Source organism: Algoriphagus aquatilis (genome assembly GCF_042657405.1).
Lineage (GTDB): Bacteria > Bacteroidota > Bacteroidia > Cytophagales > Cyclobacteriaceae > Algoriphagus > Algoriphagus aquatilis.
Genome location: NZ_JBHSKS010000001.1, coordinates 443163 through 455863 on the forward strand (window position 1 = coordinate 443163; position 12701 = coordinate 455863).

Here is a 12701-nt window from a genome sequence, read left to right on the forward strand (position 1 = left end):
TTAAACTAATTAAAGGATTGCGAAAATGTCGGATTCTCTCATGATGAGGTAGTCGCTGCCATCTACGCTGAGCTCAGTGCCGGAATACTTTCCGTACAAAACAGTGTCTCCAACTTTTACAGTCAATGGCTCATCTTTTTTGCCGTTACCCACTGCTACGACAGTTCCTCTTTGTGGCTTTTCTTTGGCTGTGTCCGGAATGTAAAGACCGGAAGCAGTTTTCTCTTCAGCTGCAGCTGGCTGTACCAACACTCGATCTGCGAGAGGTTTGATGTTCACGTTTGACATAGATATGTATTGTTTAAGGTTAGATTAAAATGCTACAGCCCTTTGATCACTTCTTGTGCCAAGGACTTTAGAATTGAGAATTCTGACAATTCGGCCGTAAAAGTGTGATTTTTCATGGAAATGGCGGCCGGTCCATGGCATATTTTACTGTCAAAATTTCTCTTGTGTCAGCAAAAAATGTCAGAATTTAGTAATTTATGTGGAAGCAACTTAGAAGAAGCAGATGAAGACATTACCAAAAAACTGGATAACTCAAGGTTGGATTGATTTTGAGTACAAAAAGTACCAATTGCTATCTTATCTCCAAGAAGCAGAAAAGGAGTTTAGATCTGTCAAAGTTTATCCCACGCTTGGCGACCTTATAGATCATCATCGCATTTTGAAAGAACTTGACTCCGGAAAGACAGAATTGAAAAACTTGTTTCCTAAGGCGCTCAATGGAATTGATTTAAAAAATGCTCAACTTCAGTATTTACCCAAGATTCAAGAGGATCAGGTGATGGAAGAAATCACTCAAATAACTGCATTTGCGCTTCCCAAATTAAACAAGAGAATTGAGGAGGGTAGAAGTATTTTGGATTATGTGGAATCAAATGTGACTTTTGAACCTGTTGGTATTCAGCCTCTTTATACTAAGGAAGGATATTTAATGATCACACAAGAAAGTGATGAAAACATTCATGCCTTTCGGTATAAAAGCAACTTGGTTCACTTGGCTGGAGAAAAATTCAAAAATATCTCAATCTGGATGATTGGTGTCTTTAGGAAATCCTTGACTTTGACCCTTGAAAAAATCAAACTGCAATTGATCAGGGATTTCAAAGATCTGCCTAATCCGGCTACCTGGCGGCTTCACAGTCGACAAAATTTCCCTATACAAGAGACCATATTGCCAATAGGGCAGCGACTGTTATTACCCCATGTACAAGTTTGAGTTAATGGTCAGGAAAAAGATTTATTTGTAAGCAAAACTTTAGGTGCTCACTTTATTTTTAATTTTTACTGTTGGTTTACTTATTTACTTGTTTTCGAGGAGTTTAATTATGATTTCCTATTTTCTTGTTTATCTTTTCCTCCGTAAAGTATGTCAGAGCAAAAGTTTCAGATTAAAATTTTTCCCGAATTGGGGTTTATGACCGTAAAATTCTTTGGTCATGTGGGGTTGACGGATATGGTTCAGTTTACAAGGGCAATAACCCAAATGCCTGATTATTCTCCTTATTTCCCGTTAATCTGTGATTTTAGGGCAAGCAGAGCTGTAGCTTATCGGATAGACATCAATGAGTTTTTGAAAAAATTCACTTCTATCGTTTCAATTCCACACAAAAAGAAATATGGATTGATTTATTCTACCCTCAATCAAAAGTTTTTGTTGTCCATTTTCAAGCTCTCAGGGCCTTTGTTGAATCTTGAAATTGAGCTGTTCAGTAATCTAGATGATTGTATCACCTGGATGACCTCCGAAGAAGGAGTAAAAAAAGAACTTACAGAGCACCTTTCTAATCATAGCAATGTCTAGTGAAAATCACTAGGAATTAGCTGAAAAATCAAAAGGCCTGCTTGAATTCCAAGCAGGCCTTTTAAGTAATATTAAGAGGAAGATTAGTTTGCTGCTGAATCAGCTGTAGCTGGCTGGGCAGGAATTGCAGTGCTCGTAGAATCACCAAAAGCTGGCGTCACTACCTGCTGCTTTGCAGTTTCAATATTTGGTGATGAAAATTGATTTGGCTGGCTAGAGGTGTAAAACGCTGAGGATGCCAAGGCAAGGACCATGATTGAAACGGCAAGGATCCAAGTTGCTTTTTCCAAAACATTACCGGTACGTGTCACTCCCATGATTTGGGAAGCACTACCTCCGAAAGCCGCTCCGGCTCCACCTTTTGAGTTTTGACCTAGGATAACTAGGATAAGCAAAACGGCCAAAATCAAAATTACGGTGATTAATACAGTAAACATATGGTAAGGATTATTCTTTCAGTTTTTCAATTAAGTTCGCAAAGTAAGTCCTTTTATCGGGAAACTTCAAAGCGAGCTTCTCATAAATTTCCTTCGCCATTTCTTTTTTGCCCTGTTTGATCAAAATTTTGGCAAAAGTCTCAGAAACTAGATTGTCATTGAGTTTGGTGCTTGAGTCAGCCAGATTTTCTGTATTCTGATTGGCTTCAATTTCTTTGATAGTTGCCAGTTTGATGTCTTTTTTGCTAAAAGCTTTGATCAAATCGATCTGCTCTCGCTTTTTCGAATCAACAATTTCTCTTTTTTCCTTCCGCTTGATGGTTTCAATTAGATCATCTTGTGGTGGCTTTCTCTTTTTTGGTTTGGGTTTGGAAGGTTCTTCTTCGTTGGGGGTGATGCCTTTCAGTTGTTCCCCAAGCTTTTTCAAAGAGGCTGTTCTTTTTTGCGGATCCTGCTCCTGGAAATCATCCTCAGGCATGAGGTCCACTTTTTCTGTATGGGAAAGTGTCTCCTCTGTAGACTGCTCCATCCATTTCCTTAACCAAATCCTATCTGGACTGGTCAAAGCTGCCATGGCAAGGGATTGACCGGGTTTTCCGTCATTTTTGGTGAACTCATATTTGGCGGCCAATCCATGGGCCAAATGAAAATAGGGGAAGTTTTCCTGAATTTTTTTCAGATGGATGTAATCTGCTTTTTCAAGCGGATCAGTTCTTTTGATGAGTTCCAAAAATTGATTTGAGTTCACAAGCAGGGATTTTGATATCAATATAAGGAATTTACCAGTTGGCTACAGTGGCAGTAAAGATATCCTGAATGATCGTTTCAAATATGTCCTCAACCAATTCACTTTCTACGTCCAAGAGGGTTACCGTGCGTGGATCATAATCCTTGAAGAAAGCAAAAGTCTGTTTTTTGTTTTCTTCCTCATTGGTCATATTGATGTATTCTACAGACACGGTGATGGTTAGACGCATCTGTCCTGCTCGATCAGGCAGATTTGGGTCTCCACTGGATACTACTGCCTGAGGTGTGAGGGTATAGCTCACAATCGAACCGGAAAATTGAAGGTCACCATTGCTCCGGACTAGCTCAAGTTGTGTATTTCGCTGATAATATTCTTTCAAGGCTTCCGTAAACCGCTGTTCCATGTTGGCGGGGCCACCTCCGGAGTCATTGAAGAAGTTTTCTACCGAAAATGTCTTGACGAGCTCGTAGTTGATATTGGTTCCGGTGAAACTATACTTAACCGCACAGCCTTGAAGTCCCAAAATAGTGACCCAAACCAAAAGGAATTTTATCCTATTCAATTTCATACTGCTTGATTTTTCGGTAAAGCGTACGTTCTGAAATCCCCAAATCGCTTGCCGCATACTTGCGTTTATTATTGTGCTTACGGAGTGCTTTGAGGATCATTTCTTTTTCCTTCCTTTCCAAAGAAAGCGAACTGTCATCTTCTTCGTGAACAATGTCTTCGATTACATCATCTTCGTATTCCTCTTCGAGAGAGGATGTTGGTTTTTTTGAATCAATGACAAAAGGCATGGGCAAAGAGCTTGATTTTTCACCATTATCCTGTGATATAAGTTCAGAATCAATCCCCTCAAAAAGCCCATGATGCTTTTGCATGAGCGAAGGGTTGAGGCCACCATTTTGGAAGGATTCCAATACCAATTTTTTGAGATCATTCATGTCCTTTTTCATGTCAAAAAGGACTTTGTAGAGAATATCTCTTTCGGAAAAATCCGAGTTTTCAGAGGACGATAGACCTACTGCCATCGGGAGTTTGGTGCTTTCCTGAGGAAGGTATCTTGCAAGCGTCTGAGCACTGACTTCACGCGTCTCTTCCAGAAGGGAAATCTGTTCGGCTATATTTTTGAGCTGTCGGATGTTTCCAGGGAATGCATACCGCATCAATAGCTGTTGGGCATCGGGATCTAGACTGATCGGACGGACGTGGTATTTTTCTGAAAAATCTCCTGTAAATTTTCTGAAAAGTAAGACCATATCTTCTCCTCGCTCCCGGAGTGGTGGCACAAAGATCGGTACGGTATTCAGTCGGTAGTAAAGGTCTTCTCTGAATTTGCCTTTCTCCACGGCTTTGATCAGGTTCACATTGGTAGCTGTGATGACTCGCACATTGGTCTTTTGGACCTTGGACGAACCTACTTTGATGAACTCTCCATTTTCCAATACCCTCAGCAGTCTGGCCTGGGTTCCGAGCGGCATTTCGCCGATTTCATCAAGGAAAATTGAACCCCCATCTGTGACCTCAAAGTATCCTTTTCGCGCTTCATGTGCACCTGTAAACGAGCCTTTTTCATGCCCAAAAAGCTCAGAATCGATCGTCCCTTCGGGAATAGCTCCGCAGTTGATGGCTATGAATTTGCCATGCTTTCGTAGCGAAAGGGAATGAATGATTTTGGAAAAGCTTTCTTTACCACTGCCGCTTTCTCCCGTGATGAGCACGGTCATATCGGTAGGAGAGGCCTGCATGGCTACCTGAATGGCATGGTTAAGCAATGGACTGTTTCCAATGATCCCAAATCGCTGCTTGACACTTTGGATTTCCTGCGCTGTGATCATTTTATTGAGTTTTTCGCTAATGAAAATGCGACTTTAAACTTGTCTAAGTGACTTTTCATCTCCTGAATAAGCAAGCCTATTCTCATGTCAAAGCAGGATTGATTTCCAAGATTTCTCCAAACAGCGTTGCGGGAGAGCATTCGGTGATTTTTACTTTTACATAATCTCCCTTTTTTGCCTCACCAGCCGGGATAATTACCACCTTGTTGGCAGAGTTTCTACCTTTTAGCTGTTGGTCTGATTTTTTTGCTGTGCCCTCGATCAAAATCAACTGTTCTTTTCCCAAATCCAGTTTGTTTCTCTCGTGGGAAAGTTGACTTTGTTTTTCGATGATTTCTGCCAATCTTCTTTTCTTGACTTCTAATGGAATGTCATCTTCAAACTTCTTTGCTGCCAGCGTACCGGGTCTTTCTGAATAATAAAACATGTACGAGAAGTCGTATTGCACAATATCCATCAATGATAACGTGTCCTGATGCTCTTCTTCGGTTTCGGTACAGAAGCCTGCAATCATGTCGGAAGATATTCCGCATTCATCTCCAAGAATTGTCCGGATAGCCTGAACTCGGTTGAGGTACCATTCACGGTCGTAGGTTCTGTTCATCATCTCAAGTACTCGACTATTTCCGGACTGGACAGGCAAGTGAATGTATTTGCAGATGTTGTCGTACTTCTTCATGGTATGAAGTACTTCATCGGTAATGTCTTTGGGATGGGATGTGGAGAATCTGATTCGCAAAAGCGGGCTAACTTGTGCCACGAGTTCCAATAGGTTGGCAAAGTTGACCACTTGACTTACTTCTTCCTCCTTTTTATTGAGTCGGGCCTTATTGTTTTCTTCCGGTGACCATTTGTAGCTATCTACGTTTTGGCCCAAAAGAGTCACTTCGCGGTAGCCTTTCTCAAAAAGATCTTTGGCTTCTGATACGATAGAATGTGGATCTCTGCTTCTTTCTCTACCTCTGGTAAACGGTACCACGCAAAACGAGCACATGTTATCACATCCTCTCATGATCGAGATAAAAGCTGTGACTCCATTGGAGTTAAGTCTCACAGGAGCGATATCTGCGTAGGTCTCTTCCCTGGACAAGAACGTGTTGACCGCTTTTTGACCTTCCTCCGCTACTGCTACCAGATTTGGAAGATCTCTGTATGCATCCGGACCTACGACCACGTCTACGATTTTTTCTTCGGAAAGAAGATTTTCTTTGAGACGCTCAGCCATGCAGCCCAACACTCCGATGGTGAGGTTTGGATTTTCTTTTTTGATCTGATTAAACTGGCTGAGACGCTTGCGAACGGTTTGTTCGGCTTTTTCACGAATCGAGCAAGTGTTCAAAAAGATCACGTCGGCCTTTTCAAAGTCTGAGGTGGTGTCAAATCCATTTTCTTTCATGATGGATGCGACAATCTCAGAGTCTGAGAAATTCATCTGACATCCATAACTCTCGATATACAGCTTCTTGGTTTTGCCCGTATTTTCATCGGGAGTAATTTTGTAGTCACAAGCCTGCGCTTCTTCTGCGGAAATGATATCTATGTCTTTGATCAGATTCATGGTAGAATAGAACTTCTAAATCTTGGTTTTGGTAAAAAGTCAATAGGACTTAAAACCCTGTTTTGTACGAACGAGTTGCGAAATTACTAAAATGCGGACAAAATGGCAGAAGTCCCTAGCTTTTATTCTGTTCGTTTCCTTCCCGGAGAAAAGGGATTTTCAATTGAGTATCCAAAAATTCCTGCTCTTCCACCACATTTAAATTTGATAAACCTAAGCCAAATAGTCTTACGGGTTTTGGTAAGCCCTCCTGTCTGAGGAGTTCAAGTCCAATGTCCCAAATGGTTTCATTTTCAGGGTATTGATCAAGTGTTTTGCTGCGAGTTTGTAGGGTAAAGTCAGCATACTTGATCTTAAGCGTGATGGTTCGACCTTTGATTCCTGACCTTTTTATTCTTCCCATAAGCTCCTCATAAATTGGATAGAGATTCTCTTCAAATTCAGCGGATGTGATCAGGTCTTTTTCAAACGTGTTTTCAGCACTGAGCGATTTTCTGACGCGATGTGGTTGAACTTCAGATAGGTGGATTCCTCTGACGATATTGAAATAATGAAGACCTGATTTTCCGAATTTTTTGATGAGAAACTGGAGGGAAAATTCCTTGAGCTCCTTTCCGGAATGGATGCCTAATTGTTGCATTTTTTCAGCGGTCACTTTGCCTATACCGAAAAACTTGTGGATGGGAAGTTTTTCCAAAAAAATTGCCGCATCCTCAGGCAGGATGTGTGCCTGGCCGTTTGGCTTATTGAGGTCGGAAGCTGTTTTGGCCAAGAATTTATTGTAGGAAATACCTGCGGAAGCTGTAAGTCCTGTTTGGTCTTTGATTTTTTGGCGAATTTGCTTTGCTATGAGAATGGCGGATTTGATTCCCAGTTTATTTTCTGTCACGTCCAAAAAAGCCTCATCAAATGCCAATGGCTCCACCAAATCAGTGTATTCATAAAAAATCTCCCGGATTTGAAGAGAGATTTCTTTGTATCGTTCAAATCTGGGTTTGGCAAAAATGAGGTTTGGACATTTTTTGGCGGCAAGCGCCGAGGCCATAGCCGAGTGTATTCCATATTTCCTGGCTTCGTAACTGGCTGCTGCGACCACTCCTCTGGCTTCATTTCCACCTACCACCAAAGGCTTACCTCTCCACTCCGGATGATCAAGCTGTTCGACTGAGGCGTAAAAGGCATCCATATCCACATGGATAATTTTTCGCATCGGGTGGGTTTGTTCCTGTTTAGTTTCCACGGAGGAGCTCAAAGATGGCTTGGGCCTTTAGTGCGCATTCTTCGTGTTCATGACTTGCCGAAGCATCGATGGTGATGGCACTGCCCACTCCAAAATACATTTTTTTTTCTTCAAGGTCCGCGATAATGGAGCGTATCACTACGGAAAAGTCAAAATCACCCTGATCATCGATCCAACCAAAGGCTCCGGAAAACCAGCCTCGCTTAAAGCTTTCAAGTTGGTCTAAAATCTCCATGGTACTGATTTTGGGAGCGCCGGTCATACTGCCCATCGGAAAAGTGGCTTCAATAATTTCTTTGAAATTAACCCCGGGAATGAGTTCTGATCTAACGGTAGAAATCATTTGAAATACTCTTGGAAGTGCATAAATGCCAAACAATTCCTCCACTTCCACGCTGCCCGTTTGGGAAACTTTTGAAAGATCATTTCGCATCAGGTCGGTAATCATCAGATTTTCGGCTCGTTCTTTTTCACTTGAGAGGAGGCTATTTTTGTTCTTTTGATCTTCCGTTGGATCTGTATGTCTGGTGATGGTTCCTTTGATCGGTTGTGCAATCAGTTGATTGCCGGATTTTTTCAGAAATCTTTCAGGAGAAGCTGATACCAGCCATGTTGTTTTTGCTTTGAAAAGGGCGGCAAAGGGCATTTTTGACAGTTGGTTGAGCCTTAAAAATGCACTGATTGGATCCCAAGATTCAAATTCACCTGAATAGGCTTGGCAGAAATTGGCTTCATAGGTATTTCCTTCGAGGATTTGCTGTTGAATGGCGGCGACTTTTTCCAGGTATTCTTCTTCGGAGAGTTGGGGAAGGATCTGGCAGGTAATTTTTTTTTCAACAGGAATTTCTTGCCGGTCAATAGCTGCAATCCAACTTTCAGGGATTGGATTTTGTGAAACGATGCCTTCGGGATAGATGGTAAAGATCCAATTGGGTGAGAAAAAGCAAAAATCAGGCAATGGGAAGAAAGCAGGATTTTGGCTCGTTAAATTTTCAAATCTGTTTTTGAGGTCATACCCCAAAATTCCGACTTTCCAAGAAACCTGATTCCAAAGCTCATCCTCATTGAGTTTTTCTTTCCCTAGGAAAAGAAAATCACCAAATGTTCCATGCCTGTAGCTGTGAGCATTACCTGTGGTCCAAGCTAAAAATGGGAAATTCTTATCTGCCCAATAGAGGAGTTTTTCCTTCCAATCAGAGGAATTGAAGGAGTAAAAATTTGAGTTGTAATCCATCTTGACACAAAAAAAGGGGGAATTTTTGAATTCCCCCTCAGTCCTTGTGGTAGTTGGTTAATTACTTCGCATTTACGTCCAATACCAATGAAACAGTATTGTAGATAAACTGATCTTTAGCTTTATTGGTCGCAGCAGCCTCGTCACCGTACATAAGACCCCACTGGGTTCTGTCGATGTTAAATCCTGCTTTGGCAGCTACAGTTCCGTTTGCAATAGTTACTGCAGCTGGGAATTTGATGTTTTTTGTAGTACCTCTCATGGTCAAGTTACCGCTGATCCAATGGGTAGGATTTGCAGGAGTCAATGAACTGTCTGAGGAAGGTGTGTTTTCAGATGCGAATTCAGTTTTGTCAGCTACTGCGTCTGTTGCAGCATAAGGTGTTACACCGGTGATTTCAAAAGTAGCTGTTGGGAAGTTGGCAGCATCAAAGAAGTCAGGAGACTGCAAGTGACCGTAAAGCTTGCCATGAAACTCGGAACCTGCTTCCATATCTTCGATTGTGAGTCCAGCGATATCAAAAGTGAAGGAACCTCCTGTGATTTGATCACCTGCTACAGTTAAGGTACCACCGGTTGAAGGGATTTTTCCAAAATGCTTACCGGTAGGCTTGTACCCTGTCCATCCGATGGTGGAAGTTGTCAGGTCAAGAGAAAGTGTTTGACCTTCTCCTGCAGCTACTTCTTGAGCATCAGTGGTCTCTACAGTGTCTCCAGGTTTGCCACAAGCAAAAGCAATCATTGAAGCGGCTACGAATAAGCCAATTTGTCTTGTAATTTTCATAGGTAATAAGTGTGTTGGATTGGTTACTACAATTAATGTATAGACATGTAAAACCAAGACAGATTCAAAAAGTTCAATCCTCTTCAATTTTTTTTACTTTCGGGAAAAAAAATATGGCTTTGTTGATGGATGTCCAGGGGAAATCCCCTGAGTTTGGATCCGAATGTTGGTTGGCTCCAAATGCTACTGTGGTGGGTGATGTGAAAATGGGTGACAACTGTACCGTTTGGTTTAATGCAGTCATCAGAGGAGATGTACATGAGATCAGGATTGGGAATGATACCAACATTCAGGATGGAGCAGTAATACATTGCACTTATCAAAAAGCTCCCACCCATATTGGAAATCAAGTGTCCATAGCCCATAATGCTATTGTCCATGGTTGTACGATACATGACCGAGTTTTGGTAGGAATGGGTGCTATCGTGATGGATGGGGCAGTGATTCATTCTGATTCGGTGATTGCTGCGGGTGCAGTAGTCCTTTCTGGTACTGTGGTGGAATCAGGTTCCATTTATGCCGGTATGCCGGCCAAAAAAGTAAAAGAAATCGGGCCTGAAATGAGGGAAGTAATTCTGCGTACCGCTAGGAATTATCCGATGTACGCTCGGTGGTTCGAAAATAAATAGTCTCTTAAAATTTCTTGCCTAAAAGCAGATTTCAATACACTTTGTTTTGATTTTTTGTAGTTTAGTCACAATCTTTTGTGATATGAATACACTTTTTGAATTTTTAGGAAATAAGAGGTCGCTTTATGTCCTATTGATCCTGTTTGCGATCCTTAATTTCTCTTTGACCTACTTTATGCCTAAAGATCAGGCATTAGATCTGAAGTTTGCCTATTCTGTGGAAGAAGCCTACTTGTTGCTGGGCCAGCTAAATCAAAGCCAAAGGGAGTTTTATTGCTTTGGAGCTTGGGCTTTGGATCTGCCTTACATGATCGTGTATACTTTGTTTTTCTCCGGAATTCTCTACAGACTTTGGAATAAAAAAAGAATAGCTTGGATTGCCTTTTTCATACTGCTCGCAGATTTTTTTGAAAATATCTTTATTCTTCAAGTTTTGAAAAATTATCCAAGTCATCTTTCTGATACAGTGATGTATGCTTCCATTTTTACTACCTCTAAATGGATTTTTGTGGGAGTAGTTTTATTGTCTATTGTTGGAGGATTGGTCAATCGCTATTTTCAATTTTCTTTTTCAGTTGCAGATTCCAAAGGAGTGAGGGCATAGGAGGCTTTTTTGCCAGAGATTTTCTTTTTTCTTTCCCCGATTTTTGACTAGTATTTGAGGCTGGAAACTTTTTTCCGGTGGATTTTTAAAGCATTAAAATGAAAGAAGAATATTTTAAATGGTACTCCCCCCATTTGCATCGTGATGTAGAGATGTTGGTTTTTGGTCATGCCGGTTATCCGGTGGTGGTTTTTCCTACCTCGAAGGGATCTTTCCATGAGAACAAAGACATGGGCTTAATCGGATCTGCCCAATGGTATATTGATCAGGGGTTGATCCAAATCTATTGTCCCGAAAGCAATGATGCCCAGAGCTTTTATAATAAGTCCATTCATCCACATGATCGCATCCAAAATCATGTAGCTTATGACAAAATGATTTGTCACGAGTTGATAGAGCGAATTCGGCTAAATACTTCCTCAGCCAAGGTGGCCCTTGCGGGTTGTAGCTTTGGAGGGTATCATGCAGCCAATTTTGCCTTTAGGCATCCTGGGTATGTCAGCCATCTATTTAGTATGAGTGGTGCCTATGATATCAGGGACTTTATGGAGGGGTATCAGCATGATGATATTTACTACAATTGCCCTCTTGAATATTTGCCTGGGCTTAACGATGGGGAGCTCTGGAAAATGGGAATCGTTTTGGGTACCTCCAACTGGGACATCTGCTTTGATTCTAATTTGAAATTGCATGAAGTGCTGAAGTCCAAAAATATTTCGCATTGGCTTGATGTAAGGCAAGATAGACAGCACGATTGGCCCCTCTGGAGAGAAATGTTCCCTCATTACCTATCACTTCTCAAATTTTAATCACCTTCAATTCAATTAACTAGAACATAACGTTTTACTTGAATCATTATGAAAAAAATCGGTATACTTTTCGGAATGGAGGATACCTTTCCCCATGCATTTGTAGAAAGAGTTAATCAAAAAGCAGAAAAAGGCATCATGGCTGAACCAGTGCGGATCGATAAGGTCATGCAAAATCAGCTAACCGAGTATGCTGTAATTATTGACAGGATTTCACAGGATGTTCCTTTTTACAGAGCTTATTTAAAAAACGCAGCACTTACAGGTACTGCTGTCATCAACAATCCTTTTTGGTGGAGTGCGGATGATAAATTTTTTAACAATTGCCTTGCGGATACTTTGGGCGTTCCGCTTCCAAAAACGGTTATTTTGCCTTCAGCTCAGCATCCTGACGACACTACAGCTAAGTCCTTCCGAAATTTGGTGGCTCCGTTGGATTGGGAGGGAATCTTCAATTATGTTGGTTTTCCGGCCTATATGAAGCCTTATGCCGGAGGTGGATGGAAGAATGTGTATCGTCTGGAAAATAAAGAGGAGTTTTTCCAAAAACATCCGGAAACCGGTCAATTGGTGATGCTGCTTCAGGAAGAAATCGTATTTGATGAATACTTCAGAGTGTATTGTCTTGGAGGTAAAGCAGTGCGAATCATGGAGTATGAGCCTCGAAATCCTCACCATTTGAGATATGTGGTAGATCGTGCTCCTGCCTCCAAAAAGCTGCTGGCCACCGTCAAGGACTATACTCAAAAGCTGTGTACCGGATTGGGATATGATTTCAACACAGTTGAGTTTGCCGTGAGAGATGGGATACCATATGCTATCGATTTTGGAAATCCTGCTCCGGATGCTGATGTCAATTCAGTAGGACAGGAGAATTTTGAATGGGTGGTGGAAGAAGCCGCAAAAATGGCCATAGCCTATGCAAAAGCCCAAAAACCAGGTCAAATGAATCTCACCTGGGGCACATTCGTCAAAAACTCAGTTGAAGTAGCTAAACGGTTTTAATCTAGCGT

Annotated in this window: 15 protein-coding genes; 6 read left to right on the forward strand and 9 right to left on the reverse strand. The window is 41.5% G+C overall.

Annotated elements, in window-relative coordinates; all coding sequences use genetic code 11:
- Nucleotides 1-9: 9 nt before the first annotated feature.
- The gene (locus ACFPIK_RS01815; RefSeq protein WP_111391152.1) at nucleotides 10-288 is read right to left on the reverse strand and encodes a co-chaperone GroES; all 279 of its coding nucleotides are present in this window, start codon (nucleotides 286-288) and stop codon (nucleotides 10-12) included.
- A gap of 223 nt (nucleotides 289-511) precedes the next feature.
- On the opposite strand from ACFPIK_RS01815, the gene ACFPIK_RS01820 reads away from it, so the two are divergent.
- Together ACFPIK_RS01820 and ACFPIK_RS01825 are read left to right on the forward strand one after the other, a co-directional pair.
- On the forward strand, nucleotides 512-1222 hold the full coding sequence (locus ACFPIK_RS01820; protein ID WP_377911606.1) for a hypothetical protein: 711 nt from the start codon (nucleotides 512-514) through the stop codon (nucleotides 1220-1222).
- 198 nt (nucleotides 1223-1420) lie between these two features.
- Nucleotides 1421-1807, forward strand: coding sequence for a hypothetical protein (locus ACFPIK_RS01825; protein ID WP_377911608.1), 387 nt, complete (start codon nucleotides 1421-1423; stop codon nucleotides 1805-1807).
- A gap of 83 nt (nucleotides 1808-1890) precedes the next feature.
- On the opposite strand, the gene secG is transcribed toward ACFPIK_RS01825, so the two are convergent.
- The 8 genes from secG to ACFPIK_RS01865 form a co-directional block, all read right to left on the reverse strand.
- Entirely contained in the window at nucleotides 1891-2244 is a 354-nt protein-coding gene (gene secG, locus ACFPIK_RS01830; RefSeq protein WP_377911610.1) for a preprotein translocase subunit SecG, read from the reverse strand.
- Between the two features lie 10 nt (nucleotides 2245-2254).
- On the reverse strand, nucleotides 2255-2992 hold the full coding sequence (locus ACFPIK_RS01835) for a hypothetical protein (RefSeq protein ID WP_377911612.1): 738 nt from the start codon (nucleotides 2990-2992) through the stop codon (nucleotides 2255-2257).
- A gap of 31 nt (nucleotides 2993-3023) precedes the next feature.
- Nucleotides 3024-3560, reverse strand: a complete 537-nt coding sequence (locus ACFPIK_RS01840) for an LptE family protein (RefSeq protein ID WP_377911614.1) — start codon at nucleotides 3558-3560, stop codon at nucleotides 3024-3026.
- Nucleotides 3547-4830 carry a sigma-54 interaction domain-containing protein gene (locus ACFPIK_RS01845; RefSeq protein ID WP_377911616.1) on the reverse strand — a complete coding sequence of 428 codons (1284 nt, stop codon included), beginning with the start codon at nucleotides 4828-4830 and terminating at the stop codon, nucleotides 3547-3549. Before ACFPIK_RS01845 ends, ACFPIK_RS01840 begins: the two co-directional genes overlap by 14 nt.
- 82 nt (nucleotides 4831-4912) lie before the next feature.
- On the reverse strand, nucleotides 4913-6388 hold the full coding sequence (gene miaB / locus ACFPIK_RS01850; protein ID WP_377911618.1) for a tRNA (N6-isopentenyl adenosine(37)-C2)-methylthiotransferase MiaB: 1476 nt from the start codon (nucleotides 6386-6388) through the stop codon (nucleotides 4913-4915).
- Nucleotides 6389-6503: 115 nt separating this feature from the next.
- A complete protein-coding gene (dinB, locus tag ACFPIK_RS01855) occupies nucleotides 6504-7598 on the reverse strand; it encodes a DNA polymerase IV (RefSeq protein ID WP_377911620.1) in 1095 nt (364 codons plus the stop codon).
- A 19-nt stretch (nucleotides 7599-7617) separates the two neighbouring features.
- A complete protein-coding gene (locus tag ACFPIK_RS01860; RefSeq protein WP_377911622.1) occupies nucleotides 7618-8862 on the reverse strand; it encodes an anthranilate synthase component I family protein in 1245 nt (414 codons plus the stop codon).
- A 61-nt stretch (nucleotides 8863-8923) separates the two neighbouring features.
- Nucleotides 8924-9646 (reverse strand): YceI family protein, encoded by a 723-nt coding sequence (locus ACFPIK_RS01865; protein WP_377911624.1) that lies wholly within the window; start codon nucleotides 9644-9646, stop codon nucleotides 8924-8926.
- Nucleotides 9647-9759: 113 nt separating this feature from the next.
- Between ACFPIK_RS01865 and ACFPIK_RS01870 the strand changes: the two genes are divergently transcribed.
- The 4 genes from ACFPIK_RS01870 (at nucleotide 9760) to ACFPIK_RS01885 (ending at nucleotide 12693) form a co-directional block, all read left to right on the forward strand.
- Nucleotides 9760-10275: a gamma carbonic anhydrase family protein gene (locus tag ACFPIK_RS01870; protein WP_377911626.1), complete on the forward strand. Its 516-nt coding sequence runs from the start codon at nucleotides 9760-9762 to the stop codon at nucleotides 10273-10275.
- A gap of 82 nt (nucleotides 10276-10357) precedes the next feature.
- Nucleotides 10358-10879 carry a hypothetical protein gene (locus ACFPIK_RS01875; RefSeq protein WP_377911628.1) on the forward strand — a complete coding sequence of 174 codons (522 nt, stop codon included), beginning with the start codon at nucleotides 10358-10360 and terminating at the stop codon, nucleotides 10877-10879.
- Nucleotides 10880-10977: 98 nt separating this feature from the next.
- Nucleotides 10978-11688, forward strand: a complete 711-nt coding sequence (locus tag ACFPIK_RS01880; RefSeq protein WP_377911630.1) for an esterase family protein — start codon at nucleotides 10978-10980, stop codon at nucleotides 11686-11688.
- 48 nt (nucleotides 11689-11736) lie between these two features.
- Nucleotides 11737-12693, forward strand: a complete 957-nt coding sequence (locus ACFPIK_RS01885; protein WP_377911632.1) for an ATP-grasp domain-containing protein — start codon at nucleotides 11737-11739, stop codon at nucleotides 12691-12693.
- Nucleotides 12694-12701 lie beyond the last annotated feature (8 nt).

What these genes read in the sequence shown, in the direction of transcription:
- miaB (WP_377911618.1), bottom strand. Translation starts at nt 6,388, where the DNA reads ATGAATCTGATCAAAGACATAGATATCATTTCCGCAGAAGAAGCGCAG.
- ACFPIK_RS01820 (WP_377911606.1), top strand. Translation starts at nt 512, where the DNA reads ATGAAGACATTACCAAAAAACTGGATAACTCAAGGTTGGATTGATTTT.
- ACFPIK_RS01880 (WP_377911630.1), top strand. Translation starts at nt 10,978, where the DNA reads ATGAAAGAAGAATATTTTAAATGGTACTCCCCCCATTTGCATCGTGAT.
- ACFPIK_RS01815 (WP_111391152.1), bottom strand. Translation starts at nt 288, where the DNA reads ATGTCAAACGTGAACATCAAACCTCTCGCAGATCGAGTGTTGGTACAG.
- ACFPIK_RS01865 (WP_377911624.1), bottom strand. Translation starts at nt 9,646, where the DNA reads ATGAAAATTACAAGACAAATTGGCTTATTCGTAGCCGCTTCAATGATT.
- ACFPIK_RS01845 (WP_377911616.1), bottom strand. Translation starts at nt 4,830, where the DNA reads ATGATCACAGCGCAGGAAATCCAAAGTGTCAAGCAGCGATTTGGGATC.
- ACFPIK_RS01870 (WP_377911626.1), top strand. Translation starts at nt 9,760, where the DNA reads ATGGCTTTGTTGATGGATGTCCAGGGGAAATCCCCTGAGTTTGGATCC.
- secG (WP_377911610.1), bottom strand. Translation starts at nt 2,244, where the DNA reads ATGTTTACTGTATTAATCACCGTAATTTTGATTTTGGCCGTTTTGCTT.
- ACFPIK_RS01825 (WP_377911608.1), top strand. Translation starts at nt 1,421, where the DNA reads ATGACCGTAAAATTCTTTGGTCATGTGGGGTTGACGGATATGGTTCAG.
- ACFPIK_RS01885 (WP_377911632.1), top strand. Translation starts at nt 11,737, where the DNA reads ATGAAAAAAATCGGTATACTTTTCGGAATGGAGGATACCTTTCCCCAT.
- dinB (WP_377911620.1), bottom strand. Translation starts at nt 7,598, where the DNA reads ATGCGAAAAATTATCCATGTGGATATGGATGCCTTTTACGCCTCAGTC.
- ACFPIK_RS01875 (WP_377911628.1), top strand. Translation starts at nt 10,358, where the DNA reads ATGAATACACTTTTTGAATTTTTAGGAAATAAGAGGTCGCTTTATGTC.
- ACFPIK_RS01840 (WP_377911614.1), bottom strand. Translation starts at nt 3,560, where the DNA reads ATGAAATTGAATAGGATAAAATTCCTTTTGGTTTGGGTCACTATTTTG.
- ACFPIK_RS01860 (WP_377911622.1), bottom strand. Translation starts at nt 8,862, where the DNA reads ATGGATTACAACTCAAATTTTTACTCCTTCAATTCCTCTGATTGGAAG.